This window comes from Sphingobacterium sp. CZ-UAM, from assembly GCF_002000245.1.
Lineage (GTDB): Bacteria > Bacteroidota > Bacteroidia > Sphingobacteriales > Sphingobacteriaceae > Sphingobacterium.
The window spans coordinates 191,856-217,738 of sequence record NZ_MTCM01000001.1; the positions used below are offsets into that span (position 1 = coordinate 191,856).

The 25,883-nt window shown below is 39.5% G+C and carries 23 protein-coding genes, 1 tRNA gene and 1 pseudogene; 15 read left to right on the forward strand and 10 right to left on the reverse strand.

What is annotated here, in order from left to right; translation table 11 throughout:
* Positions 1-6 precede the first annotated feature (6 nt).
* Positions 7-1,155 carry a TlpA family protein disulfide reductase gene (locus BWD42_RS00815; protein ID WP_077432589.1) on the forward strand — a complete coding sequence of 383 codons (1,149 nt, stop codon included), beginning with the start codon at positions 7-9 and terminating at the stop codon, positions 1,153-1,155.
* 323 nt (positions 1,156-1,478) lie between these two features.
* Here BWD42_RS00815 and BWD42_RS00820 read toward each other — a convergent pair whose 3' ends face one another.
* The 5 genes and pseudogenes from BWD42_RS00820 to BWD42_RS25145 all read right to left on the reverse strand — a co-directional run.
* A complete protein-coding gene (locus BWD42_RS00820; protein WP_077432590.1) occupies positions 1,479-2,009 on the reverse strand; it encodes an NADPH-dependent FMN reductase in 531 nt (176 codons plus the stop codon).
* A gap of 179 nt (positions 2,010-2,188) precedes the next feature.
* Positions 2,189-2,725 (reverse strand): GNAT family N-acetyltransferase, encoded by a 537-nt coding sequence (locus BWD42_RS00825; protein ID WP_077432591.1) that lies wholly within the window; start codon positions 2,723-2,725, stop codon positions 2,189-2,191.
* Between the two features lie 81 nt (positions 2,726-2,806).
* Positions 2,807-3,184: a hypothetical protein gene (locus BWD42_RS00830; protein WP_077432592.1), complete on the reverse strand. Its 378-nt coding sequence runs from the start codon at positions 3,182-3,184 to the stop codon at positions 2,807-2,809.
* A 156-nt stretch (positions 3,185-3,340) separates the two neighbouring features.
* Complete coding sequence (locus BWD42_RS00835; RefSeq protein ID WP_077432593.1) at positions 3,341-4,273, reverse strand: hypothetical protein; 933 nt, start codon at positions 4,271-4,273, stop codon at positions 3,341-3,343.
* A gap of 66 nt (positions 4,274-4,339) precedes the next feature.
* Positions 4,340-4,522: pseudogene (locus BWD42_RS25145) on the reverse strand (NUDIX domain-containing protein); the annotation flags it as partial.
* Positions 4,523-4,910: 388 nt separating this feature from the next.
* On the opposite strand from BWD42_RS25145, the gene BWD42_RS00845 reads away from it, so the two are divergent.
* A tRNA-Ile gene (locus BWD42_RS00845) sits at positions 4,911-4,984 on the forward strand.
* Between the two features lie 438 nt (positions 4,985-5,422).
* On the forward strand, positions 5,423-5,719 hold the full coding sequence (locus BWD42_RS00850; protein ID WP_139350973.1) for a hypothetical protein: 297 nt from the start codon (positions 5,423-5,425) through the stop codon (positions 5,717-5,719).
* Between the two features lie 98 nt (positions 5,720-5,817).
* Here the strand turns inward: BWD42_RS00850 and BWD42_RS00855 are convergent, their stop codons facing one another.
* Together BWD42_RS00855 and BWD42_RS00860 are read right to left on the reverse strand one after the other, a co-directional pair.
* Positions 5,818-6,429: a hypothetical protein gene (locus BWD42_RS00855; protein WP_077432596.1), complete on the reverse strand. Its 612-nt coding sequence runs from the start codon at positions 6,427-6,429 to the stop codon at positions 5,818-5,820.
* A 133-nt stretch (positions 6,430-6,562) separates the two neighbouring features.
* The gene (locus tag BWD42_RS00860; RefSeq protein WP_077432597.1) at positions 6,563-6,961 is read right to left on the reverse strand and encodes a hypothetical protein; all 399 of its coding nucleotides are present in this window, start codon (positions 6,959-6,961) and stop codon (positions 6,563-6,565) included.
* A 336-nt stretch (positions 6,962-7,297) separates the two neighbouring features.
* On the opposite strand from BWD42_RS00860, the gene BWD42_RS00865 reads away from it, so the two are divergent.
* The 7 genes from BWD42_RS00865 to BWD42_RS00895 all read left to right on the forward strand — a co-directional run bounded on the left by BWD42_RS00865 (position 7,298) and on the right by BWD42_RS00895 (position 15,334).
* Positions 7,298-8,473 carry a hypothetical protein gene (locus BWD42_RS00865; protein ID WP_077432598.1) on the forward strand — a complete coding sequence of 392 codons (1,176 nt, stop codon included), beginning with the start codon at positions 7,298-7,300 and terminating at the stop codon, positions 8,471-8,473.
* 265 nt (positions 8,474-8,738) lie between these two features.
* Complete coding sequence (locus tag BWD42_RS00870; protein WP_077432599.1) at positions 8,739-9,437, forward strand: RNA ligase family protein; 699 nt, start codon at positions 8,739-8,741, stop codon at positions 9,435-9,437.
* Complete coding sequence (locus tag BWD42_RS00875; protein WP_077432600.1) at positions 9,437-10,546, forward strand: AAA family ATPase; 1,110 nt, start codon at positions 9,437-9,439, stop codon at positions 10,544-10,546. Before BWD42_RS00870 ends, BWD42_RS00875 begins: the two co-directional genes overlap by 1 nt.
* Positions 10,547-10,962: 416 nt before the next feature.
* Entirely contained in the window at positions 10,963-11,421 is a 459-nt protein-coding gene (gene folK, locus BWD42_RS00880) for a 2-amino-4-hydroxy-6-hydroxymethyldihydropteridine diphosphokinase (protein ID WP_077432601.1), read from the forward strand.
* 206 nt (positions 11,422-11,627) lie between these two features.
* Positions 11,628-12,200 (forward strand): Crp/Fnr family transcriptional regulator, encoded by a 573-nt coding sequence (locus BWD42_RS00885; RefSeq protein ID WP_077435661.1) that lies wholly within the window; start codon positions 11,628-11,630, stop codon positions 12,198-12,200.
* A 320-nt stretch (positions 12,201-12,520) separates the two neighbouring features.
* Positions 12,521-13,912 carry a DUF1080 domain-containing protein gene (locus BWD42_RS00890; RefSeq protein WP_077432602.1) on the forward strand — a complete coding sequence of 464 codons (1,392 nt, stop codon included), beginning with the start codon at positions 12,521-12,523 and terminating at the stop codon, positions 13,910-13,912.
* 6 nt (positions 13,913-13,918) lie between these two features.
* The gene (locus BWD42_RS00895) at positions 13,919-15,334 is read left to right on the forward strand and encodes a Gfo/Idh/MocA family oxidoreductase (RefSeq protein WP_077432603.1); all 1,416 of its coding nucleotides are present in this window, start codon (positions 13,919-13,921) and stop codon (positions 15,332-15,334) included.
* Positions 15,335-15,863: 529 nt separating this feature from the next.
* On the opposite strand, the gene BWD42_RS00900 is transcribed toward BWD42_RS00895, so the two are convergent.
* Complete coding sequence (locus BWD42_RS00900; RefSeq protein WP_077435663.1) at positions 15,864-16,223, reverse strand: winged helix-turn-helix transcriptional regulator; 360 nt, start codon at positions 16,221-16,223, stop codon at positions 15,864-15,866.
* 157 nt (positions 16,224-16,380) lie between these two features.
* Between BWD42_RS00900 and BWD42_RS00905 the strand changes: the two genes are divergently transcribed.
* The 5 genes from BWD42_RS00905 to BWD42_RS00925 all read left to right on the forward strand — a co-directional run bounded on the left by BWD42_RS00905 (position 16,381) and on the right by BWD42_RS00925 (position 21,887).
* Positions 16,381-16,911 (forward strand): NAD(P)H-dependent oxidoreductase, encoded by a 531-nt coding sequence (locus BWD42_RS00905; RefSeq protein ID WP_077432604.1) that lies wholly within the window; start codon positions 16,381-16,383, stop codon positions 16,909-16,911.
* 230 nt (positions 16,912-17,141) lie between these two features.
* Positions 17,142-18,041: a dihydrodipicolinate synthase family protein gene (locus tag BWD42_RS00910; RefSeq protein WP_077432605.1), complete on the forward strand. Its 900-nt coding sequence runs from the start codon at positions 17,142-17,144 to the stop codon at positions 18,039-18,041.
* Between the two features lie 84 nt (positions 18,042-18,125).
* Complete coding sequence (locus BWD42_RS00915) at positions 18,126-19,583, forward strand: aldehyde dehydrogenase (NADP(+)) (protein WP_077432606.1); 1,458 nt, start codon at positions 18,126-18,128, stop codon at positions 19,581-19,583.
* Between the two features lie 19 nt (positions 19,584-19,602).
* On the forward strand, positions 19,603-20,601 hold the full coding sequence (locus tag BWD42_RS00920) for a 4-hydroxyproline epimerase (protein WP_077432607.1): 999 nt from the start codon (positions 19,603-19,605) through the stop codon (positions 20,599-20,601).
* A gap of 20 nt (positions 20,602-20,621) precedes the next feature.
* Positions 20,622-21,887, forward strand: coding sequence for an NAD(P)/FAD-dependent oxidoreductase (locus tag BWD42_RS00925; protein ID WP_077432608.1), 1,266 nt, complete (start codon positions 20,622-20,624; stop codon positions 21,885-21,887).
* 141 nt (positions 21,888-22,028) lie between these two features.
* Here the strand turns inward: BWD42_RS00925 and BWD42_RS00930 are convergent, their stop codons facing one another.
* The gene (locus BWD42_RS00930) at positions 22,029-23,702 is read right to left on the reverse strand and encodes a M1 family metallopeptidase (protein WP_077432609.1); all 1,674 of its coding nucleotides are present in this window, start codon (positions 23,700-23,702) and stop codon (positions 22,029-22,031) included.
* A 4-nt stretch (positions 23,703-23,706) separates the two neighbouring features.
* Entirely contained in the window at positions 23,707-25,881 is a 2,175-nt protein-coding gene (locus BWD42_RS00935; protein WP_077435665.1) for a S9 family peptidase, read from the reverse strand.
* Positions 25,882-25,883: the final 2 nt, after the last annotated feature.

The following is a 25,883-nucleotide window of genomic DNA, read 5'->3' on the forward strand; positions in this document are numbered from 1 at the left end:
AACAACATGAAAAAAATATTAATTTCGGCTCTTTTGAGCTTTTCTATGATTGGGATTTCGGTGGGACAAACACAAGATTTTCAATTGTCTATCAACGGGCGAACAGCCCCTTCAGAGGCCAAAATATTTGTCCGCTACTTTGTTGGTCAAAAATTAAAAATAGATTCTGTTAGTTTAACATCTTCAAGTGTCACTTATAGCGGGAAAATTGAAGAACCTACACAGATTATATTATTTTATTCTAAAGATGGCACTTCCTTTTTCAATAGAAAGGGAGGACCTATGCAACGTCTTACCTTCTACGCGGATCCTCTTGATCCCAATACAGAGATTACTATTCAAGATCCTTTTGAATCATCTCTTGTAAAGGGGGGACAATTGCAGGTTGCTTTCCGGAAATATCAGGAATATTTATATCCCTACGAAAAGCAATTGATTAAACAGCAATCCATACGTGCTGATTTATATCAGGATAAAAATAAAAATGAGGCGGCAATGAAGCAGGTATCAGCAGAAATTGAGAAAATAGAAGAATTGCGTATCCAGGCACAGCGCAAATTCATTGCTGAAAATCCGGACAATTATTTTAGCTTATTGTCGCTTCAGGAAGTTGCTCGCTATAGCAATGATGTCAGTCTTATTGAACCGCTCTTTTTCAAATTAGCTACTAACTTGAGAAAAACGGCAATAGGGGAGAAACTGGAAAGAGAAATTTTACTAGCCAAAAAATTAAGTGTTGGACAGCCTGCACCCGAATTTGAACAGACAACAGCAGATGGTAGATCGCTCAAGTTATCGGACTTCCGGGGTAAATATGTATTACTGGACTTTTGGGCGTCTTGGTGCGGTCCCTGTCGCGCCGAAAATCCACATTTGGTTAAAATATATAAACAATTTCAAGGGCCAGCTTTTGAGATATTAGGTATATCACTTGATAAGCCAGGAAAGAAAGATAATTGGATAAAAGCCATCGAACAAGATGGATTAAAATGGCCACAGGTGTCCGATTTAAAGGGCTGGCAAAATAGCGCAGCTCAGTTATATGGTATCCAGGCAATTCCGCAAAATTATCTGATATCACCAGAAGGGAAGATTGTAGGTGTTAATTTAAAGGGTAAACAGCTAACTGAAAAACTGGCTGAATTAATCAGATAAAGTTTTCAAGAAGGGGCTGATCAAAAGTCAATTTTACTAGATTGATATCAAATAAAATTTCGACGCTTTATTAGATTTAGCGAAAAAGGATCAAAACTCATCAGAGATTTGATCCTTTTTTCATGATTCCTGTAATTAAAAGCTGTCCTCCCAAATTTAATTCTGATCTGCAATTGTGAATTTCATTTATGAGACAACCTCTTTTTTGTCTTCATCATCCAGATCTGATCCGCTCACGGAGACTTTCTTTTTATATAATGTTTGCTGTAAATAGGAAAAGTGAATTACTCGAGTAAGGCATTTTAACCTATTATAGGAAATGATTAGGACAATTGTTTCTTAAAGTTGTCTATTTTTTCGTTAAGTGTGCTAAGATGCTCGGGGTTGATGATACCGTTGTTGAGATCAAAATTCTCATAGAATTTTGGTAGGGAAAAGCTCTCTTTGATGATAGCACCGAATTGTGGAAAAAATTTTAGAGCTTCGGCCATTACATTTCCGCCACCATAGCCCCCTGGAGAGGTGGTCATTAATAACATTGGTTTGTCCTGAAATACTTTTACATTTATTCGGGAAGCCCAGTCGAAAACATTTTTAAACGCAGCACTATACGAGCGATTATTCTCTGCTAAGGAACAGATAATAAAATCGCTTTCGGCAATATTATCCAGAAACCGATGCGCCTCCTCGGGAAAACCATTTTTTTCCAGGTCGACAGAAAAAATAGGCATGTTATAATCGTTTAGATCGATCAGATTGATCTCATGGTCACTAAAGCTTTTTAGAACAAACTTGACTAATTGTTTATTGATCGAAGTGGAAGAATTGCTTCCGGCAAATGCAAATACTTTCATGTTGTACTTTCTGTGATTGTCTATATTTAAATTTACCGAATTTTTCGATAAAAATAAACTCAGTTTCATTGTTTAGCAAGCGTCTGATCCCACGAATTGGTCTTAGCTGAAAAGAATAAGGTCTGGTTATAGGTGAAATTGTATAGAAACCCGCCGGCTATAGTGGGCGATAGGTAATATTAGTCAATATCTTCTTTAAAAATCGAATACATTGGGATATCATAATATTTTCCATTTTTCTTGAGATGCTGCTTCAGCAACGCCTCTTTTTTCATACCTATCTTGCCCAGGACTTTTCCTGAGGCCGGATTGTATTGGAAATAGGTAGCAAAGATCTTATTGAAATTCAATTCCCGGAATCCATAATCAATAATCGCTTTTGCGGCTTCAGTGACATAGCCCTTATTCCAGTTTGGAATCCCCATCCAATAGCCTAATTCTGCTTTATCCGAGCCTTCATCGTGAAGACCGATTGCCCCAAGTAATTTCCCTTTTTTATCCCGTATGGCAAAGGTAAATCCTTTACGGTTTTTAAAAGCTTCGGCGGACAGTTTAAGCCAAAATTCGGCATCTTCCTTGCGATAGGGGTGTGGGATATTTGACGTATGATCAGAAAAGACCTTGTTCTGGAGATATGCTACTATCTGTGGGATATCATCCATTGTTATTTTGTCGAGAATAAGTCTTTCTGTTTCTAATTTTGGAAAGTCATTCATCTTTTGGTTGTTATAAAGTGATTGTGAACAATTGAACTGAGATCACTCAGCTAAAAATAATTAAGATACTGATTCACTTTTCTATTGCTGTTGGTTTTCTATCAATTCAATATGTCCTTCAATAAGCAATAAATAGAAGTTTTCAAAACAGTCCTGATATATTTTGTGTTCGAGAAGTTTTATCTCCTCAGTAATGCGTTCCCTGGTTATACCGGCGTAACTAAATTCGGGATTTGCTCCGATGATTTCTTCTTGACAGGAAAAACTTTGCAACTGTTTATACAGCTCGTTCAGATCCGCAATATCTTCGCTGCGATGGTATGAAGGATGAAACCATACCCAAAATTCCGATTGATTTTTATAGGGGTGCGGTAGTAATTGAACAGAGGTGTCCCTAAATAAATCTCCGGGATGCTTTTTATAACGAAAATGGGTTACAGTGGCCTTTATACTATTCATACGGTTAATTTGAGTGAATATCTAAAAATATATTCGAGAATAAAGCGTATAAAATTAAATATCGTTAAAATTATTTAATAATAAAAATTTATAATGATTTACGCGCTTTCTGTTCCCTTTTTCAGATTCTTATATCGACTTGGCTTATGTTCGATCTTATTCCTTTGTGAGCTGTTCATCAATCCATTGACTGAGTGCCGTCCGTTCTCCATAACGAGAATAAAAGTATTGACCATTTGTGGTAGCCTCAATTACCCAATTGTCATCGGCCTGCTGCTCTTTATAGCCTTGTATTGTATAGTAAGGAGTGTATGCCGATGGTCTACCGATGATTTCAAATTGAATAGGGCTTAATTGGCTCTGATCCCCGGATAGCAGTTTGTCAACTTTAGAAATCGCTGCAAACTGGTTTAAACCGTTCAGTATTTTCTCTTCGGCAACAGTGTATTGAAAGGGATATGGATAGTAAAGCTCTCCATAGTAGTAATCTTTTGTTGAAGTTGGTTTTTTACGGCCATGCACCTTTTCCCCTTTTCGGTTGATTAGATAGTGTTTACCCTTATTATCGGTAGGGGATACTGTCCAGTGCTCACCTCCGGGTTCATAGACTTTGGTCACAGCACCTTCATAAAATGCGGCATAACCGTAGTTGAACATTTTTGCAAAGCCTGTTTTAGCTTCCGTGAGAATGGTATTGTTTAGGTCTACATAGCCCACCTTGCCATTAGATACATAACGGCGGATGCCCTCTTGCCAATAATCGGGACCGTTATCATAAAGAAACGGGGTATATATAAAATTCCCTGTTCTATCGTATACACGGCCTACGGCTTGATTAGGATTCATCGGGTCGGTTGTCGTATCCGGATAGGCATAGAAGAATTCGACAAAAGCGCTCGTTATGGGTTCTTCTAAATCGTAGTAGCCGATCATTGGGAACTGCAATGGGATAATGACCTTTCCCGATACTGCACGTACACCCACCAAACTGCTATCCGCATTGGTAAAGTAATAGAGTTTTTCCTGCGAAAATGACTTAAGGGACAATACCAAGGTTATAAATATCAATAAAGGTTTGATTCTATCCATTATAAATACGAACTAAAATTAACATTCTCCCATATCATGCCTTTATTCCTTATCAATCAATGAGTTTTAAATCATATAGTTTGCAAGTAAACCCTTTTCACGTCCGTTAGCTACTGCTTTAAAAATACCAAAAAACTGAATTGAATTCTTCACAATATCGACATTTAATTCCTCAGGTATCTCTCTCTTCAAGCAGGCTAAATCAGTTTCACCCTGTTCTCTTTTTCCGCCGGGAAAGTACAGTTTCTCTTTGGACTTTGAACGGGTACTTAAATTTTCTTATCAGAAATATGAATCAATGCGACTTTATCAATGATATTATTGCTCATCTGTTTTATTTAAAGATCGAATATAACAAAAATGCGATAAACAAGGCTATTTCGATACATCCATGCTATGGAATTATTCTTCGAATTTTTAGAGGATTTAATTCACTAGTTAAACATTGGATAATGAGTGGTTTCACGATAACTTTCGATTTAGAAAATCTGTTAAACAGATTGATTAATAGGATATATCGTCTTCGTGGGGATTTTAATGAAGTCGTCGATTAATTAAAGCTGGATTTTGATGTTTTACTTTTATTTTAAATTGATTTTATATCTTTGCGAACTCTTCAAAATGTAAGTTTGAAAATGCGCCTATAGCTCAGTTGGTTAGAGTAGAAGACTCATAATCTTTTGGTCCCTGGTTCGAGCCCAGGTGGGCGCACCTCTTTTTCCTACATCCTAAATACAATAAATTAATTTTTGCACCCTCTCCTTTTTCTGATATAATTCAACAACAATAAAATCAATTGTATCATTTTTTGCGATTAAGCTTTAGCGAGCGAAAGATATTACACGTTTATAAGCAGCCCAAATTAGCCATAAATTCTATAAGTTGTAAGGTATCGAATAATCTGTGCCCGAATTTTAAATAAAAGCAGCTATAGCTTAGTATAATTTAAATTACCTAACTTAGTTATCAATCTTGGTTGCAAGGTTCGGAACATTCCCTAGCGAACTAGAAAAATGAACCGGCTTTGAACCACTTGCCCCCGATTTTCGGGGGCTTGTTTTTTTAAAGTATTGAAACGTGTAAATTTGAATGAGACCGAGAGTAGCAAGTTGGTGTGGTCTGTACAGGAATAGAGACAAAAAACAAACAATGATAAAATTCTTTAAAGCTAAGGGTACTCTTTTTTTTATCCTTGGGATATTAGGCTTAATTGGCGTAGCGGCCACGGTTACCGTGTTGGCTACGGGACATTCTGCTCCTGATAAATTAATGGCCATGTATATCGGGATGTTTGGCTTGATTCCGATCCTCCTGCTACTAGGTATTGACAGGATCTGTGTATGGAAATTTGGTGCTGCCAAAGTCAATAAAGTAGAACAGTATATCTTCTATATCCTCATTTTGCTTTTTGTGTTGAACTGGATTCGTCTGCAGTTACAGTCTTAGATGCTATTGACCGCATACCCTGCTAAAAACTATGACACCCATTCATAAGAAAAAATTGTCTACGCAGGGAATTGAGATCCGCAGTAGTTTGATCGCCGTTAATCCTGTTGGATCGCCTTTGTTAATATGTGGGTAATAAGCTGATCAAACTCAGCCTGTGAATCGACAAGGTATGCATGCTGACAATGGTCAATGCGGTACTTGATATTCATACGTATATCTTGTTCACTATGTGTCGAGATAACAATGACATATTTATTATGAAGGTCAATCTGCTCCAGCATATTGTTCACCGAAAAGTTATTACCACTACCGAAGAATAATATGTCTGCTTGGGCAGCAGCTTTGAATAGGTTGGTATCGTTGAGCAAAGTAAGCCGATCGTTCCCTTGGATCAAGGCTGAATAAATATCGGTCAACCAGAAATAAGGCTGCCAAAGGCAAACGCTGTAAGATTTTTTGAAGTTAAGGGGAATCCTCTCATTTAAACTGGTACTTTGTTCGTTCTGCACCGGAGGGTAGAGGGCTTTACCAACTGTTAAAGGTCGGTCTGATAGCCGTGTAAGACTCCTGGCGATATTAGCTCGATGTGTATTATAGTGCAGAGCCATATTGAAATGTTGGTCAATGGTATTATGGGTATATAATTTTCGTGGCCAAATAAATAGTGTATTAAATCGTGTTCTGATTTTGTCGTACAATCTTTTCATTTCATTATAAATTGATGTCAGGAAATTTCTGAAGTGGATTTCCGGTTTATTTTCTCAAAAAAATAAACCGGAAATTGGTGTTAAAGGTGCTTATCTGGTTCGTCCATCATTGGACATATAATCGTTCAGTAATTTACATACTTACTTTATAGCGAATATTGATTGCGAGCTGCCCTACGAAGGCTGTTTTTCTATTGCTTTGGCTATTTAATTCCGCCATTGTTTCAGCACCATTGATTACGATATCCTTCAGGTCGGGCTGATCATCTTTTGAAGCGGTTTCTTTGAAAAACTGAACCGGCTGCCCGAGCTCGTAACTATTTGCAATCGCTTGGCTCAAAGTTTTTTGTAGGTCATCGGGCATTGTCATCAGTTGAAATTTTTGACTGGTGGTCAAAGCGAAATTTGCGGCCATCCAAGAAAGAAAATTTTCGCGAATAGCACTTACTTCGACCGCCAGTAAACTTTCGGGTAATGACAAGATCCTGAATTGCACTTTGGCTACACCATGGTTGTTGAATTGTTGTTTCATTATTTATATTTATTATATTACAATATCTCAATCTTTGCTTATAAATTGTTTGGTTTTTGTTTAAAAATATGATAACACGACAGTGAAATGTAGGTTATTGGACAATTACGCCTGTATCATATATGGATTCATTCTCTAAAATAATAAATATCATTCGCTTATTAACATACTTCAGGCACGAATAGAGTTATGCTTTTGTTATTTTTTTTATAAATATTATCGTGTACGTAAGGTTTTATTTTGCTGTTTTGATGTTGTTTTGTTATATTAGTATAGTTTTGTAATTGAGTGTTGCTAATTTATTATCCTAACCAGATATTATTTCGGAGAAAAGTCATGAAATCTATCATTTATTTTTTGAGTTCGCTGATGCTGTCTATTGTTTTTAATCTAAAGACAATATCGTTGCAAGGTTTTTTTGAGCGGTCAGACCAGTTGAAATATTGGATTTTGGTTGTCATTATGCTCTGTGTCTTCTGGATTGGAGCGACAATAGTATCGTTAGTGCTTAATTTACCCACTTACTGGAGCGTACCCTATATGCGCGAGCGACTAGGGGAGCAGGTCAAAAATATACCTGGGCTCGATATTATCCTGCATTTTATCGCCTTCTTCTCACTTATATTGGTTTCTGTTTTTCCATTTATACTTTTGTATGTTGCCGTTATCTTTATTTACAGTCAGTCGTCAATAGAACGATCATTGCTTTTTGAACTACATATGCAGGTCTATGGAATACGTTATGCAACTATTTTTGTTTCATATAGTCTATTGGTCTATATGCGCGAAAACTGGTCGCTGCTTTATCACTCTGTCGGGCAGCGGCAAAATCTTGCTGTTATCTACAACCGGCCTTTGATGCAGATCGTACACAATGTGGGAGCAGGAAAAGAATTGCCAACTCCACAACCCTTGGTGACAAAAAGGAGACTTTTTATTAAAACAAGGCCAGCATTTGAACAGTTCGAACAAAATGCTGCAATCATTTCGCTGAAGGAAAAACGGATGATAAAAGATGAAGGGATGAAGAGCAAAGAGCAATGCTATGGAATGGATATTGACAGCATCGACGTGTATTTACTAGGCGATCTATTAAATAAAAAAGGGGAGTTTGTCGAACAGATCAACCTGCAGCAGCTCCGATTTATAGACATTATCGCCGTATATACAACTGCGGAGACGAAATGTGTTATCCTGCGTAACGGAACTACATTGGATTGCTCGACAATCTTTGATCAGTTAAAGAAAATCGGTATGGACGAGTGGATTGTCAAAATATCAAAAAATTACGCAGTCAATATGTTCTTTGTCCAATATCCGATCAAACGTGTGGCAGATAACCTGAAGTTACAGCCCTTTATGACGAAAATGCTGTTGCAAAATATTCAAGAGGAGCAGCTTAATGAAATATTGAAAACCGGAAAAGGACTTAGGGGGCATAACGTGAAAATTTTCTTAAACAATCAGCATGACTACACACGTTCAGGTTGGGATGCACATATCCGAATATAGAGATAATATGGGCCCTGGGACAAAAGAATTTTTATAGGTTTCGGTATTTCCGTTATACTTATCGGTATAGCGATTTTTTATTTTATGCAAAAATTATCTATTTTTGCCCCATTAGATCATAATTGTTATACATTTTTTAAAATATAAAGCCATGTAATGCTGTGCCAATATGCAGGGAAAAAGTAATCAGCTGGGATAGATGCCCAACTTGGTTGCTGCTATACCTGTGTTTTTAAATCAGTATTATTCACTTTAGTTTAAAAAAATGGAATCAACAAAATATGGTCGTACCTACCATTTCCCTTTTTCACCGGGAACCAGCAGTGACGATCGTTTTAATCATGAGTACTGGACGGATATACAATCCTTTTCACAGCTACTTTATACCGAAAAATTGGATGGCGAAAACAATTGCCTGTCCAAACGGGGCGTGTTTGCCCGATCTCATGCTGCTCCGACAACATCTCCATGGACAGCACAATTACGGGAACATTGGGGACGTATGAAAAATGATTTGGGTGACCTGGAGTTTTTTGGAGAAAACCTGTATGCGGTGCACTCTATCGAATATACCCAATTGGAGCACTATTATTTTGTGTTCGCTGCCCGTATCAAGGAGGTTTGGCTTTCTTGGGAGGAAGTTACCTTTTATGCTAGCTTATTTGACTTGCCAATGGTCCCCGTGTTGCGATCGGATAGGGTGCAAGATCTTACGGCGACTTTGTTAGAAGAAACTGTAAAACACCTGGCGCTTCAACCTTCGATCTTGGGGTCTATGGATCCGCGAACAGAAACTAGCTGTACTTCAGAAGGTTTGGTCTGCCGCAATGCTGCCGCATATCCTGTCTCCGAATTTCAACATAATGTGTTTAAATATGTACGAAAAGGACATGTGCAGACGGATGAACACTGGACAAAATCTTGGAAAAGAACAAAACTCATTTGGGAAAGGGGGACAAACTAATGGAATGGAAATTAACAGCAGATAAAGATTGGTTGCAACTGGAAAAACAATTTTCCTGGATAGCGGATATGCGGAATGTGCCGCAGGATCCCATTCATCATGCGGAGGGAAATGTTGCTATTCACACCCAGCTTGTGCTTGAGCACTTGGAGCAATCCATTAAGTATATAGGCTTGAATAGCCAAAGGCAAGAAATCCTTTGGGCTGCGGCATTATTACATGATGTCGAAAAACGGTCTACGACCCTGATCGATGGACAAGGACGGGTCAGTTCTCCAAATCATGCAAGAAAAGGCGCACAGACGGCACGTGAAATATTGTTTCGCGATGTTGAAGCGCCCTTTACCCTACGGGAAGAAATTGTAGGTTTGGTTCGTTTTCATGGTTTGCCGCTCTGGCTTATGGACAAAGTTAACCCCATGCGTAGCGCGTTAGAGGCGTCTTTAAGGGTAAATATGGCGGAATTGAAACTTCTAGCTGAGGCTGACGCTAAAGGGCGAGTTTGTCAAGATCAAAGTAGCCTGCTCGATGCATTGGAGTTATTTGAACTGTATGCAAAAGAAATTGGTTGTTGGGAGTCTCCGCGACCATTTTCGACTCCAAATGCTCAATTTACTTATTTTAATAGTGAGGACGGTTATGTGGATTACATTCCTTTTGATAATTTTAGATCTAAGGTCATTATGCTATCCGGCTTACCAGGAATGGGAAAAGACCATTATATCGCTAATCACAACAGGGATGTACCCGTCATTAGCCTTGACGATATTCGTCGTCAACATCGTATCGATCCCACAGATAGAAAAAGGAACGGTTGGGTGGTCCAACAGGCGAAAGAACAGGCCAAGATGTACCTGCGTAAAGGCCAAGATTTCATATGGAATGCCACGAATATTACGGCCTTGATGCGTAAACAGTTGATCGACCTCTTTGTCAGCTATCAGGCTTATGTTGAGCTAGTCTATATCGAAAAACCGCACCGGCAATGGCGTGTTCAAAATCGAGATAGAGCCTATCCGTTACCAGATGCAGTTTTGGATAAAATGCTCCATAATTTGGAGGTGCCACAACAGACCGAGGCACACAGGCTGCGCTACATCGTTGAATAATCCATAACCTCAGGTTGCTTTTGGCGAATGCGCCAAAAATCTATTTAATAAATAGACAGTTTTGATAGAAATCATCAGCAAGTGAACGCTTATTTAACGCAGGGAAATCTCTGAAGCGGGATCTTGCCTGCTGATAGGTTGATCTACAACTTGTACAGGAGAGAGGTCTGAAATCATTTCATTCATTTGGATGATGTATTGGCAAAAAAATTGCTTACAGAATTTACCCGATTATGATAAGCAGAACTTACTTAAACCATACGGGCAAATGGGAACTTTATAATGAAAGTTTAGCCCCACTCCAAAATAGCTCGCATTTTTTGGAGATGTAGCTCTTTGTTATAGGTCGGCTCCTGTATATTGATGGCGTTGAAAGTTTAGCTCGCCAATTGGTTCAAAGAGAACATAAGAAGAAAATGGAAGGAACGAAAGCATGCGCACTGTGCGCTACGGATAATGCAAACAGATCTAACGACAAACAAACTAATACCGCTTTGATATTGTTAGGATCAAATATCGATTCTGAAAAAAATATTACCAAAGCCCTAAGCTATATCCAGGAATTAGGAAAGATAGGAAACCAAACGGATTTTATCTATACGAAACCTCTTCAATATGAAGATCAGCCTGATTTTTTGAATGGAGCGTTATTATTACAGACCTGTTTATCCTTTGATGAACTATACAGTGAATTAAAACAGATCGAATTGGACATGGGACGCCTTAGAAGTAAAAATAAGAACGCTCCCCGTATTATCGATCTGGATGTAATTACTTTTAATGGAAGTATTGCCGATGAAAAAGATATTGTACAGCTTCCTTTCTTATATGATTTTGTAAAACAGCTGCAACCTGAAATCTTCAAATGGCGGTAAATATTTTCCAACTGCTTGCGCTTCCCGCATTTGGATATTATATATGGAAATATCGCCGTAAATCACGCTAATTTATCCGGTACATAAACTTTTATTTAACAAGCGGGCTGAGCTTATTAAGATAATTTACATTTTGGCCAAACTAATTTTTATGGTACCTTGCAGTAGATGCCGAGGTGTATGGCATTAAAATAAAAAGCAAGTTATTGGAAAGATTTAGAACACATTTGGAAAAATTTATCCAGATCGACGACAGGACCTTTGAGCAGATATCGGCATACTTTAGCCTAATTTCAGTTGCAAAAAAAGAAAACCTGCAGGAAGAAGGTCAGATCTGTAGGTACCATTATTTTGTGCTAAAGGGAATATTGCGTAAATTTTTTATAAATGAAAAAGGGGTGGAACAAACCACCGAATTTGCTATCGAAAACTGGTGGCTAACGGATAATATGGCTTATGAACATAAGCTTGTAAGCTCCTTTTATATTCAAGCTGTTGAAAAATCCGAAGTCTTATATATTAGTCAGGAAAATCAGGAAAAATTAATGACAGAATTTCCGTTGATGGAACGCTATTTTCGCTTTGTATACCAGAGAGCATATGCAGCAGCACAAATGCGTGTTAAATATCTTTTTTCCCTACCTAAAGAGGAGTTTTATCGCGACATGGTACGTAAATATCCTGAGTTTGTACAGCGTGTACCACAATATCTTATTGCATCTTTTTTAGGGTTTACACCTGAATATCTGAGTGAAATTCGAAAAAAAATAAGCTTTTAATCCCCATAAATTTCAAAGCACAGGGGCTGCTGCATATAATATTTTTACGAACACGGCTTTCTGTTTTCTCAAACGTTTTCGTAAAAAAATCATGCAATTCGATTCATTTCACCTATATTAATTGATATCTTGTTTCATAGAACCAATTGAAAAAAAACAATTGCTATGGAGGCTGTACAGCTCTCCTAAACCGATAGGGATTAAACTGCACAATAACTTTAAATATCCCGATAGTAAAAAATACGGTGCACAATAATAAGATTAATAGACCAATATACAATACATAAACCGGGCATTCGAGCTCAAGAAGTAATATCACAATGAAAAGAAATACATTATTTAAATCTGTCTTACTGGCGGCGATGGTTGGAAATACAATATTGTCGCATGCGCAGGGGAGTAAGGCCTCAGAAAAAGGTTGGACAAATCTTTTTGACGGGAAAACACTGAATGGATGGAAAGCCGTGGGTGGGAAAGCTCCTTATTCTATTGAGGGAGATGCGATCGTGGGACGGATGACTAAAGGAACACCCAATTCATTTTTGATTACAGAAAAAGAATACGGTGATTTTATATTGGAACTGGATGTTAAGCTCGAGGGCAGTCAAACGAATTCGGGGATACAGACCCGGAGTCATCTTGATCCGCAAGCAAATGATGGGCGGGGCAGAGTCTACGGAAGGCAAGTGGAGATAGATCCTTCATCCAGGGCCTGGACAGGGGGGATTTATGATGAAGCACGCCGTGGTTGGCTTTATCCGTTGGATCTCAATGAAAACGCAAAAAAAGCATACAAGGCCGAAGAGTACAATCATATTAGAATCGAGGCAATAGGTGATGAACTGCGTACCTGGATCAATGATGTTCCTGTTTCTTATGTCGTAGATACAATTGATCGAACCGGATTTATCGGATTACAGGTACATAGTATTCCTTCAGAATTGGATGGAAAGAAAGTCTATTTTAAAAATGTTAAAATAAAGACCAGTGATCTCAAGACGAAAGATTTTCCAAAAGATGTTTATATCGTCAATCTAAAGCCAAATGAAATCGTGGCTGCCGAAAAGAAAAAGGGCATAAAACTATTATTTGACGGTAAAACTAATAACGGCTGGCGCAGCATCCATGGCGATAAATTTCCTGATCGTGGCTGGGAAATTAAGGATGGTCAATTGACCGTCTTGAAATCTGATGGTGGGGAGTCCACTAATGGCGGTGATATTGTCACGAAAGATAAATATGCCATATTTGATCTCTCTTTTGAATTTAAACTTAGCCCTGGAGCAAATAGTGGTGTAAAATATTTTGTAACCCTAAAGGAAAAGTCCAAAGGATCAGCTATCGGTCTGGAATATCAGGTACTCGATGATGCCTTGCATCCTGATGCAAAGCTAGGTCGGGACGGTAATCGTACTTTGGCTTCACTATATGATCTTATTACTTCGAATAAAGATGGACGTGCCCGAAGAGCGATAGGCGAGTGGAATAGAGGTCGGGTAGTGGTTACAGCGGACAATAAGGTTGAGCATTATCTGAATGGAATAAAGATGTTGAGCTATGAAAGAGGATCAAAAGAGTTCAAGGATCTTGTCGCTATCAGCAAATATAAGGATTGGGACAACTTTGGCGAAGCAAAAGAAGGGTTCATTTTATTGCAAGATCATGGTGATCGGGTCTCATTTCGTAGTATAAAGATTAATACACAAAACTAAGCTCCTATGAATCATTATCTATCACGTCGAAGTTTTGTTAGACAATCTGTTATTGCAGCGGGTGCTGTCATGTTATCCAATAGTGTTCTCGGTAAGGTCAATTTGGCAAAGCCGAATGAGCGGGTCAATCTGGCCTGTGTAGGTCTCGGAAATAGAGCGGCGGAAATTATCAAAGAACTCTATAAAACTGGACTCTGTAATATAGTTGCGCTCTGTGACGTTGATCTAGGAGCTAAACATACGCAGGAAATATTGGGCATGTTTCCTGATGCCCCAAAATTTAAGGACTTTAGAGTTATGTTTGACAAGATGGCGAATCAGATCGATGCGGTTAGCATCGGCACACCCGATTTTTCCCATTTTGCCATTACGATGTTAGCCCTGGATCTCGGCAAGCATGTTTATGTAGAAAAGCCAATGGCAAGGACATTTCTCGAAGTTGAACTAATGACAAATAAAGCGAGGAAAAATCCGAAGCTTGTCACACAGATGGGAAATCAGGGGCATTCCGAAGCGAATTACTTTCAATTTAAGGCCTGGAAGGACGCTGGGATCATTAAAGACATCACACGCATAGACGCTCATATGAATATGCCCCGTAGATGGCATGGCTGGGATGTGAATATGAAAGGATTTCCGGCCGCCGAAATAACACCAGATACACTGGATTGGGAGCTGTGGCAAATGCAGACCTTGGGACATAACTACAATAAAGACTTTGTGAATGGGCAATGGCGCTGTTGGTATGATTTTGGAATGGGGGCTCTAGGTGACTGGGGAGCGCATATTTTAGATACAGCACATGAATTTTTGGATCTAGGATTGCCTACTGAAGTTAGTGCGGTAAAGCTCGATGGACATAATTCATTTTTCTTCCCGATGTCTTCGACCCTGAAGTTCCATTTTCCGAAACGGAAAAAGATGCCTGCGCTTGATATTAACTGGTATGATGGCTTAAATAATTTACCGCCAATACCAGAAGGCTATGGGGTTTCGGGATTGGATCCGAATATTCCGGCCCCTAGTACAGGTAAGTTGGAACCAGCAAAATTAAATCCTGGGAAAATCATCTATGGAAAAGATCTGACTTTCAAAGGTGGCTCCCATGCAAGTATTTTGCAGATTATACCTGAAGCGAAGGCACAGGAAATAGCATCCCGTCTTCCAGAGGTCCCGCAGTCACCTTCTAATCATTATGCCAACTTCCTGAAAGGGTGTAAAGGGGAGGAGAAAACAAGGTCAGCTTTTGAAGTTGCAGGGCCGTTAAGTCAAGTTTTCTGTCTAGGAGTAATTGCACAGCGTTTGAATGCTCAACTGATTTTTGATCCCCAGAAAAAGGAAATCAGTAATGATAAGTTTGCGAATGCACTGTTGGCAGGACCTCCGCCTGCAAGAGGTTGGGAACAGTATTATAAAATGTAATTGGAAATAGTTTATCTGTATAAAAGGCGAGTGATATGAAATGTATCCCTCGCCTTTTTTCTGGAAATCTGTTTTTATTGCGGGCTCTCTAGGCCTGGTTTATTGGTCAGCAAGAAGCATCAGTTTATTTTCATGGTATTGGTATTTATGAAATCTTAATTTTTTATAGATAAGCTAGCTGGATTTTTATCGATCGGGATAGTGCAATTAATATAGGTTAATTCCTCAAAGAGATAGACCTCTTCGTATGGAGTTTTGGAACCTTGTCGAACCGAACTGCTGTCTAAAAAGAAGCAATTGATCAAATGGTTTTGAAGTAAGCGAATTAATAAATGAAAAGGAACTGAGCTGAGAAACTATAAAATGAAGAACGAAAAAACAAATTTAGATGAAATAAAAAAAGGTTTTCAAACGGGGAGAATGAAAACCTTCAATAACCAATTATAAACCTAAATTATGATGACACAAATGTAAGTGTATTTTTTACACTATGCAAATTTATTTTACATTTTTTTGTTAGGTCTGGTTTTTATGCCGGATCACCTTTTAATTTTTTACCCCATTTGCCAAGTTCACGAATAATAGGGGATAACTCATAACCAATAGTTGTTAATTCATAGGTCACACGTGTTGGGACTTCCGCGTATACCTTTCTTTGCACTACTCCGTTTTCCTCTAATTTTCGTAATTGTAAAGTCAACATACGTTCGGTGATATTTGGTAGGCACTTCTTGATTTCACTGTATCGGAGACTCCCATTGATGAGATAACAACAGATAGCCAACGACCATTGACCGCCAATAATATTGACCGCAAATACCTCCGGGCAATCATTTGTAAGAATTTGTTTATTGGCAAAATTAGTTGAACTCTCTTTGATCTTAGTCATTACGCACATTTTTTATAGTACCGAACATTGGGCTACATGGGGTCAAAATAAGGAATATCTTGCTATTTTTAATTCAAATAACTGAGTTAAATAAAACGATCTTAGCTCTAAAATGCTGAGATAAAGAGTATCTAAACTTTTTGAATAAAGAACAATAATGAAAACATTGGTCATTGTAATACACCCAAATATAAAAGAATCACTTATTAATAAAAGGTGGATTGAGGAATTGGAAAAGCAACCAGAGAATTTTGAAATTCATCAGTTGTATGAAAAATACCCAGATGAAAAAATTGATGTTCTCCTAGAGCAGCAATTGCTTGAAAAGTATAATAAAATAGTATTTCAATTTCCATTTTATTGGTTTAATTGTCCCCCATTTTTTAAAAAATGGCTGGACGAAGTATTAACCTACGGCTGGGCATATGGAAAATCGAGTGGCTATAGGTTGGCGGGAAAGAAGATTGCTTTGGCCATCTCCGTAGGCATTGACGAAATAGAATATAATACGAATGGAAAGTATAAATATAGCCTGGATCAATTAACAAGTCCATTTGAAATTACATTCAACTATGTTCACGCGGATTATCATCCACTTTTTGCCTATTACGGTATCGAAAAACATACCTCCAAAGAATGGATTGAGCAGAGTGTGCCCCTTTATCTTAATTTTTTGCAACAGCTGTAAAAAAGATCCATGAACTGAATTGCTTATGAATTTTGTTGATCAACTTTACTATACTTCAAAGGCATCTTTTATGTAATAAGATGCCTTTGATAATGTCAGATTTTCCCATTCTTTCCCCAGCTGATCTACAGTAAAAAGTCAATATTAGGGCAGAGTTGATTAATTCATAAGAAGACAGCAGAACTTATTGCCTATAGATTTGTGTTAACGAATTAAAAAATTATTAAGCTATGACACAATTGAATTGGGAAGGAATTTTTCCCGCAATGTTATCTCCATTTGATGAGAGCGGAAATTTGGATTTTGACATGTTTGCAAAAAATATTGAAGCACAAGTAGAGGCTGGTGTTCACGGATTGATTATTGCGGGATCATTGGGCGAGGCAAGTGTTTTGAGCACGGAGGAAAAGTATGCCTTACTGAAACAGGCATTGAAGGTAGTGAACGGACGTATTCCGGTTTTGCTCAATATTGCGGAGAATACGACTGCCGATGCAATCAAAGTTGCAACAAGCAGTGAAAATTTAGGTGCGGATGGATTGATGTTGTTGCCTCCTATGCGTTATAGGGCTGATGACAGGGAAACTGTTGCTTACTTTCGCGCGGTTGCACAGAGTACAACATTACCAATTTTAATCTATAATAATCCTGTTGATTACGGTACCTATGTGTCCTTGGATATGTTTGAGGAGTTATTACTGGAACCCAATATACAGGCGGTGAAAGAGTCAACACGAGATGTGACAAATATTACTCGTCTGAAAAACCGTTTTGCCGATCGCCTAAAGATATTAGGGGGTGTAGATACCCTCTGTTTGGAATCTTTGATGTTGGGCGCTGACGGATTGGTCGCGGGGTTGGTGGATGCCTTTCCAAAGGAGACCATTGCAATGTATCGTCTCGCCCGTAAAGGAGAATATAAGCAGGCTTTAGCTATATATCGTTGGTTTATGCCTTTATTGGAATTGGATATTCATCCCAAGCTCGTTCAGTATATCAAATTGGCCGCTACCGCAGAGGGAATTTCCACACCGTATACAAGAGCTCCGAGATTAGCATTGATTGGGGAGGAGGAGCAGCGGGTTAATAAAATCATTGCGGACGCAATAGCAACAAGACCTGAATTATAATCAGATTTCACTGGACTACAACCTTCGGAAGAGGTCCTGCGAGGTCTCTTCTGAATATTTTAGAAATACGAAAATAGAAAAAGAATGATTGCATCCGAAAATGAAATTGATGTTGTAGTAAAGCGTGCTGAAGCCGGGTTTCAGTTTCTACAACAGTGTAATGTGATCGAGCGGGCAAAATTGATGCACACGATTGCTGATGAAATTGAAGCAATGGGTACAGTTTTGATCGAAACTGCCCATCTGGAGACCGCCCTGCCTGTCGGTAGACTGGAAGGTGAAAAAGCGAGAACAGTGAATCAATGGCGTATGTATGGGGATGCGGTTCGTACCGGTCTGTACACCGAGGCTCGAATTGACCAGAACCTAGGGGGACAGATCGATTTACGAAAATACAATGGCGGAATAGGGCCTGTGCTGGTCTTCGGAGCAAGTAATTTTCCATTTGCTTTTTCCACAGCTGGCGGGGATACTGCAAGTGCTTTGGGAGCTGGATGTTCTGTGATTGTGAAAGCTCATCCTGCCCATGTCAGGACATCTCAATTGATGGCCGACGCCATTCATCGGGGTATTTCGAGCTACGGTGCTCCTGCGGACATATTCAGTCATGTCCTGTCAGATTCGTTGGAAATAGGCCAGCAGTTGGTCAAGCATCCATTGGTAAAAGCGGTGGCTTTTACAGGCTCGTTTGCAGGAGGAAAGGCCTTATTTGATTTGGGACAATCAAGACCTGATCCTATTCCGGTCTTTGCTGAGATGGGGAGTATAAATCCTGTATTTGTTTTGCCCGATTATTTAAAGAACAATGTTGAAACATTTGCAAAACAATATATTGGCTCACTAACATTGGGACAAGGGCAGTTTTGTACTAATCCAGGAGTACTGATTGGGCTCTCAGGAGAAAGATTCGATACGCTCAAGGCTCATCTGAGAGCCGAAATACAAACTATTTCAGCTGGTAAGATGTTGCATCAGGGTATAGCTGATCATTATATCCGCTTGAAAAATGAGCGCGTTGAATGTGACGGAGTTCGTATATTGGCACAAGGAAAAGCCAATACGGAAGAAGTATTTGCTCAAGCCATCTTGGTTGAAGCAGATGCAGCGCGTGTATTGAGCAAACCAGAATTACTGGAAGAAGTTTTCGGTCCATTTGGACTGGTTATCTCCTGCGCGGATCGTCATGAAATGAAGGTTTTAATGAACAGCTTAGCTGGTCAGATCAGCTTGACGTTTGCGGCGTCTGAGGACGATATGAGGGAATATCAAGAGCTGTTTACCATAGCGAAGAATAAGTGTGGAAGATTATTGTTTCAGGGTATGCCAACCGGTGTTGAAGTAAAATATGCAATGCAACATGGAGGACCATTTCCTGCGACAACTGATCCGCGTTTTACTTCGGTGGGTCCTGACGCTATTAAGCGTTTTATACGTCCAATCAGTTTTCAAAACTGGCCCGATGAGTTCCTGCCGAAAGAGTTACAAGATGGTAATCCGTTGCAAATAGAACGCTTGGTAAATCAGCACTGGACAAAAGATTAATAACGACAAAAAACCGATTATGAAAAAAACATTTTTCTGTATTGACTCGCATACCTGCGGATGCCCTGTACGATTAGTCGCTGCTGGAGCCCCGCTCTTAAAGGGGAATTCAATGATGGAGCGCAGACTGCATTTTATGCAGGAATATGACTGGATTCGTAAAGGACTGATGTTTGAGCCCCGTGGGCATGATATGATGAGTGGAAGCATGCTTTATCCGCCCTTAGATCCACAGAATGATATTGCTGTCCTTTATATTGAAACCAGTGGTTGCTTACCCATGTGTGGACATGGTACGATCGGTACTGTGACCATCGCTATAGAAGAGGGGCTGATTCAACCAAAGATACCGGGGAAATTAAGATTGGAAACCCCTGCAGGACTGGTTCATATCGACTACGTTCAGGAAGGGGCAAAAGTAAAAAGTGTCAAGTTGACAAACGTAAAATCTTTTTTATACGCCGAAAACTTAACTGTCGACTGTCCTGATTTGGGGCATATTTCTGTTGATGTGGCGTATGGCGGAAATTTCTATGGTATAATTGACCCTCAGGCTAATTTTAAAGATATTAAATTTTATTCCGCGAGTCAGCTGATTCACTACGGTAAAATAATTCGCAAATTGCTCAATGAAAAATATACATTCATCCATCCTGAAGATCCCAATATCGAGGGGTTGAGTCATATACAATGGACAGGAGAGCCTGTACATGTAGGTTCCTCCGGGCGAAATGCAGTATTGGTCGGTGAAAATGCATTGGATCGCTCTCCTTGTGGCACGGGTACTTCAGCTCGAATGGCACAGTGGTATGCAAAAGGTAGATTGAAAAAAGGAGATGAATTTGTTCACGAAAGTTACATTGGTTCTCAGTTTATTGGCAAAATAGAAGGAGAGACTACCGTCGACGGAAAACCAGCAATCATACCGTCCGTAGAAGGATGGGCGAGAGTAACAGGCTACAATACCATTTTTTTGGATGATGAAGACCCATATTTTGACGGTTTTCAAGTAATTTGATAGTTTAATTGATATAAAAAGTGAAAGAACATATAAGAGGTACAGTAGTCGTAATCGGTGCCGGAATTGCTGGACTTGCTTCAGCCTATTATCTTGTTAAAGACGGATGGGAAGTGAAAATTCTGGAAAGAAATGAGGTGGACAATAATTGTTCTTATGGCAACGCAGGGATGATTGTGCCGAGTCACTTCACGCCTTTGGCGGCACCGGGAATCGTAGCACAGGGAATAAAATGGATGTTTAACAGTAAAAGCCCTTTCTATGTACGGCCATCGTTAAATCCACGTTTGCTAGATTGGGGACTAAAATTTTTAAAACATGCAAATAAGGCACATGTTGATCAGCACGCGACGGCCATTCGTGACTTAAATCTATATAGCAGCCGGTTATATGACGAATTGAATTCAGCCGATGGTTTCGATTTTGAACTGGAACAAAATGGTATTCTGATGATGTATAAATCCAACGAGGTGAAGCAGGAGGAGACGGAATTGGCACATCGTGCCCATGACCTTGGACTGGATGTTGAAGTATTGGAAGCAGACGCTGTAAAAGCCTTGGAGCCGAATCTCAAACTAGATGTCTTGGGAGCTGTACTTTATCGCTGCGATGGAAAATTATATCCCTCCAAATTAATGCAACAGTTGATTCAGTATTTGAAAACTGCTGGTGTGACGTTTTTTGAGAAAACTGAAGCTCAAAAATTTATCACGGTCGGAAATACCATTAAGACTGTTTTAAGTAATAAAGGAAGTTTCGATGCAGATGCATTCGTCATAACAGGCGGAGCCAATTTACCACAATTGATGTCCAAATTGCATGTTCATACGCCGCTTTTGCCAGGGAAAGGCTATTCCTTTATGTATGACACACAAGGGGAGAGGAAATTGAATCACGCCGCATTGTTGCTAGAGGCTAGGGTGGCTGTTACACCAATGAATGGGCAGATCAGATTTAGCGGTACTATGGAATTGGGAGCTGCAAACGATAAGATTTATGAAAATAGGGTAAGGGGAATTGTAGAAGCTATCCCCAAATATTATCCGGAACTGCAGGTGGATTATCCAAAAGATAAAATATGGTATGGTTATAGACCTTGTTCACCGGATGGATTACCTTATTTGGGGAGATTAAAAAAATACAATAATGCTATTGTCGCTGGTGGTGGTGGGATGATGGGATTGAGTTTAGGGCCTGCCTACGGTAAGGTTGTATGTGACCTGTTGGCTGCAAGGAAAATTGAGCCCGTTATTGCGGGGTTTAAGCCCGATCGTTTCGCACGTTAAAAACTTGTTTTCGAAACGGCTGCCCTAAAAATAGTCTGAACTATCTTTGGGGCAACCGTTAAAATTTTGCTCCTGGGTTGATTAGATTCGGATGTTCTTCTTGTATGATACCTGAGTTTCTAGCATACTTTGTAATAAATGCTATTCTGACAAAAGCCCTATGTAATAATTGAACGTATCCACATCGATGTTTTCCTTGTTTAATCCTGGGATTTTAATTGTTCGGAACTGTTGATCCAGTTGAATAAGTTGTTTGTTTTTGCCTTTTATCCCAATATGAATTGGCATCTGAAATCCTTTGACCTCGCTAATCCACCGGGCCATTATTTTTCCTGCAGCATCTTGTTGGATTTCTAATGTTGGAATGGAGCTGTGCCGGACATATTGTTCAAAGACTTTTGATAGGTCCAGACCAGATTGTTGGGTTACATAATTGACAATGTCATTGTAATCGACCTGTTGATGATAGAATTTCGAATTCAAACCTCGTAATATTGAACGCCATTTTTCATCGTTATCTATCATTGTACGAATCATATTGAGCATGACACCGCCCTTTGGATACATATCACCAGACCCTTCTTTGTTGACATGATATGGCCCTTGCATCGGGCTATCATTACGAATACCACTTCGGATGCCATGTGCATATGCTTGGCTGGCTTCTTTGCCGTAGAAATAGTCAATAAATAGGCCTTCGGAATAATTTGTAAAACTTTCGTGGATCCACATATCTGCGAGATCGGCAGACGTAATATTATTGCCAAACCATTCATGACCAGATTCGTGAACGACAATGAAATCCCATTTTTGGCCCCAGCCTGTACCGGAAGCATCACTTCCGAGATAGCCATTTTGATATCGATTGCCATAGGCGATCGCACTTTGATGTTCCATGCCCAAATGATATGTTTCAACCAATTTGTAACCATCCTCATAAAAAGGGTATGGACCAAACCAATGCTCAAATGCTTCCAGGGTCTGTCTGGCATTTTTTTGAAGGTGAGCCTTTTTGTCGTTTTTATCATTCTCCCGCAGAATATAGTAGTCGATATCTAAAGGACCTTTTTCACCTTTATATTTTTCTTTAAAATGAACGTAGTCCCCGATATTGATGGCGACATTGTAGTTGTTGATCGGATTAGCGACTTTCCAATGGTATTTTGTGTAACCATCTTTCATTTTTTCCACTTTTACCAACCGCCCATTAGATACGTTCATCACTTCTTTGGGAACAGCAATGGAAATCATCATACTGTCGACCTCATCATATTGATGGTCTTTATTGGGCCACCAGACACTAGCGCCCATACCCTGGCAGGCGGTAGCCACCCAAGGTTTGCCATTGCTGTCTTTTTTCCAGTCAAAGCCACCATCCCAAGGAGCGCGGGCAGCTTCGGTAGGATGTCCTTCGTAATATACCGTGAATTCACTTAGCGTATTTTTGGCGATCTTGGCGGGAAAGTCCAAAAATACAGCATTATGCTCCCTGTTAAATGAAAGCTCTTTCCCTTGATAAACAACCTTGTTAATTTTAAGATTGGCAAACAGATCAAATTGTAAACGTTCGAAATCTTCCGTTGCCTTAAAGCGGAAGAGGTTTGAACCGGAAATGAACTTATTATCTACATCTACTTTCACGTCCAAATGATAGTATTGGATATCGTAACAGGTCCGCAATGGCGTGAGGTGACCCCGCAATGAATCCGCTCGTGTGAATTCATTTTTTTCTTTCATCAATTGTGCAGTGGATTGCTGAACACCTGCAACTAAAATACCATAGGTACCTAGGGCATATAATAATATTTTTTTCATTAGTTTATCTTCCACCTGGAGGGCAATGTTGTTTTAAATAGTTTGTATACAATGTTCTGAGATGCTCATAAGTCCCTTGTCCTTCACTGATCGAATGGCTGCGGTTGGGGTAGGACATCAGCTGAAATTGTACATTATTTTTTATGAATTCATCTATCAGAACTTCTGCATTCTGATAATGGACATTATCGTCCCCAGTCCCGTGTATATACAAAAGATTTCCTTTTATATTTTTAGCATATTTCAATGGCGAACCATTCTCGAAGTCTTCTAAATTTTCTTGAGGAAGTCCCATGTAACGCTCCTGGTAGACATTGTCATAAAGCAGTTGGTTCGCAACAGCGGCTATTGCGATACCAGTTTGATAGATTTGTGGATACTGTCCCAGCAGATTGAGCGTACTCGAACCACCACCGCTCCATCCCCAGACTGCTACGCGCGAGTTATCGACAAAAGGCCATTTCAAGATCTCCTGAGTAGCTAATGCCTGGTCGCGAATATTGAGTTGACCAATGTTACGATAGATACTTTTGCGCCAGAGACTACCCTTAGGAGCGGGTGTACCTCGATTGTCCAAGGAAATATAGATGTATCCATCCTGAGCCATACTTCCTTTATATAGGCTGTTGTGACCTGCACTAAAGTTGTCCAAAACAGTTTGTGAAGCTGGCTCGCCATATACCATAAAGACTACAGGATACTTTTTATTGGGATCGAAATCCAATGGTTTAACCATCCAGCCATCTAGTTCTATCCCTTCGGAGGTTTTAACTTTGAAAAATTCAGCGATACCATCTTGCGCTTTCTTTTGACGTTTGACCTCAAAATCTACTACCATCCGATGTGCGGGAAGGTCGATAACAGCATCCTGTTTGAACTCGGCGCGGTTACTGAAGCTGAAGATAGCGGTCTTGCCATCTTTCGAAATATCATAATCGCAGGTGCCTTCAAAAGATGCTGGTGTGAGCCTTTTGGGCGAGCCGCCTTTCGTGGAGATACTATAAAGATATTTTTGCGTCGCATTCGTAGGAGAAGCAGTAAAATAAATTGTTTCTCCTTTTGGGTCAAGAAAATCAAGATTAATAATATCGTAATTTGCGTTGGTAATCAGTTTTTCATTGCCTTTTAGGTCGATTTGATAGATTTTTCGCCAGCCGTCTTTTTCGGATACCCATATAAATGCTTTCCCATTCTGTATCCAGTCCCAGCCCGAAGGATCATTATTATTCCATCTTGCCTTGATATCAATCCAAGAGTCGCTCGTTTCCTGATGTATCGATTGAACTTCATTGGTCACGATGGAAGCTGTATAGATCTTGCTCTCGTTTTGTTTCCTGTTGAGCTGTTGCAAAATTAGCTGTTTGCTGTCCATGCACCATTCCATGCGTGGAATATAATGTTGTTCAGGATCACCCGGAATATTGATTCGGCTATTCTTACCGGTAGATAGTTCGTAAGTCCATATGGAACAGGCGCTTGGAGACTGTCCTACTTTAGGATATTCTACGGGGATGGTAAACGAGTAAAGACTATCCGTATTATTAATCATTAGAAACTTACGGATACTATTTGCATCAAGTTTCCAGTAGGCAATGGAGAGACCATCAGGGGACCATCTGAAACCATCTTTGCAACCAAATTCCTCCTCATAAACCCAATCGAAAGTTCCATTGATCATACGGTCTGTACCATCCTTCGTTACTGCATGAATAGTTCCTGTCGCCAGATCTTCCACATAGATATTATGATCTGCTTTGTTCACATAAGCTACTTTATTCGCTTGAGGATTAAATTTAGCAAACATCAGCTGGGATGACGGAAATTGGCGGCCTAATTGAGTCAGTTGGTTGGATTTCTTATTGTACACCCAATAATCGCCCCGTGTATTTTCACGCCATACTCTTTTGCTGTTCGTGTAGATTAAAATGAGTTCCTTATTCCCGGAGATTGAAAAATTTTCAACTTTCAATGCGGCATTGCTGCCTTTTGGAATAAGGGCCTGTTGGGATAAAAATATTCCCGGGTTTCCATTTTTTGGATTTACAATCTCAATCCCTTTATCCGAGAACTCATAATATTGGTCTCCAATATCTGTCCAGAGTCTTTGTGCAAAGAGTGGATTGGATAGGTAAAGAACCAATAATAGCTTTGCAATAATAAAATGTCTAATGCTATTCATTT

What these genes read in the sequence shown, in the direction of transcription:
- BWD42_RS00860 (WP_077432597.1), bottom strand. Translation starts at nt 6,961, where the DNA reads ATGAAACAACAATTCAACAACCATGGTGTAGCCAAAGTGCAATTCAGG.
- BWD42_RS00935 (WP_077435665.1), bottom strand. Translation starts at nt 25,881, where the DNA reads ATGAATAGCATTAGACATTTTATTATTGCAAAGCTATTATTGGTTCTT.
- BWD42_RS00850 (WP_139350973.1), top strand. Translation starts at nt 5,423, where the DNA reads ATGATAAAATTCTTTAAAGCTAAGGGTACTCTTTTTTTTATCCTTGGG.
- BWD42_RS00815 (WP_077432589.1), top strand. Translation starts at nt 7, where the DNA reads ATGAAAAAAATATTAATTTCGGCTCTTTTGAGCTTTTCTATGATTGGG.
- BWD42_RS00905 (WP_077432604.1), top strand. Translation starts at nt 16,381, where the DNA reads ATGAAAACATTGGTCATTGTAATACACCCAAATATAAAAGAATCACTT.
- BWD42_RS00910 (WP_077432605.1), top strand. Translation starts at nt 17,142, where the DNA reads ATGACACAATTGAATTGGGAAGGAATTTTTCCCGCAATGTTATCTCCA.
- BWD42_RS00930 (WP_077432609.1), bottom strand. Translation starts at nt 23,702, where the DNA reads ATGAAAAAAATATTATTATATGCCCTAGGTACCTATGGTATTTTAGTT.
- BWD42_RS00875 (WP_077432600.1), top strand. Translation starts at nt 9,437, where the DNA reads ATGGAATGGAAATTAACAGCAGATAAAGATTGGTTGCAACTGGAAAAA.
- BWD42_RS00895 (WP_077432603.1), top strand. Translation starts at nt 13,919, where the DNA reads ATGAATCATTATCTATCACGTCGAAGTTTTGTTAGACAATCTGTTATT.
- BWD42_RS00870 (WP_077432599.1), top strand. Translation starts at nt 8,739, where the DNA reads ATGGAATCAACAAAATATGGTCGTACCTACCATTTCCCTTTTTCACCG.
- BWD42_RS00915 (WP_077432606.1), top strand. Translation starts at nt 18,126, where the DNA reads ATGATTGCATCCGAAAATGAAATTGATGTTGTAGTAAAGCGTGCTGAA.
- BWD42_RS00855 (WP_077432596.1), bottom strand. Translation starts at nt 6,429, where the DNA reads ATGAAAAGATTGTACGACAAAATCAGAACACGATTTAATACACTATTT.
- BWD42_RS00890 (WP_077432602.1), top strand. Translation starts at nt 12,521, where the DNA reads ATGAAAAGAAATACATTATTTAAATCTGTCTTACTGGCGGCGATGGTT.
- BWD42_RS00900 (WP_077435663.1), bottom strand. Translation starts at nt 16,223, where the DNA reads ATGACTAAGATCAAAGAGAGTTCAACTAATTTTGCCAATAAACAAATT.
- BWD42_RS00865 (WP_077432598.1), top strand. Translation starts at nt 7,298, where the DNA reads ATGAAATCTATCATTTATTTTTTGAGTTCGCTGATGCTGTCTATTGTT.
- BWD42_RS00820 (WP_077432590.1), bottom strand. Translation starts at nt 2,009, where the DNA reads ATGAAAGTATTTGCATTTGCCGGAAGCAATTCTTCCACTTCGATCAAT.
- BWD42_RS00830 (WP_077432592.1), bottom strand. Translation starts at nt 3,184, where the DNA reads ATGAATAGTATAAAGGCCACTGTAACCCATTTTCGTTATAAAAAGCAT.
- BWD42_RS00825 (WP_077432591.1), bottom strand. Translation starts at nt 2,725, where the DNA reads ATGAATGACTTTCCAAAATTAGAAACAGAAAGACTTATTCTCGACAAA.
- BWD42_RS00920 (WP_077432607.1), top strand. Translation starts at nt 19,603, where the DNA reads ATGAAAAAAACATTTTTCTGTATTGACTCGCATACCTGCGGATGCCCT.
- BWD42_RS00835 (WP_077432593.1), bottom strand. Translation starts at nt 4,273, where the DNA reads ATGGATAGAATCAAACCTTTATTGATATTTATAACCTTGGTATTGTCC.
- folK (WP_077432601.1), top strand. Translation starts at nt 10,963, where the DNA reads ATGGAAGGAACGAAAGCATGCGCACTGTGCGCTACGGATAATGCAAAC.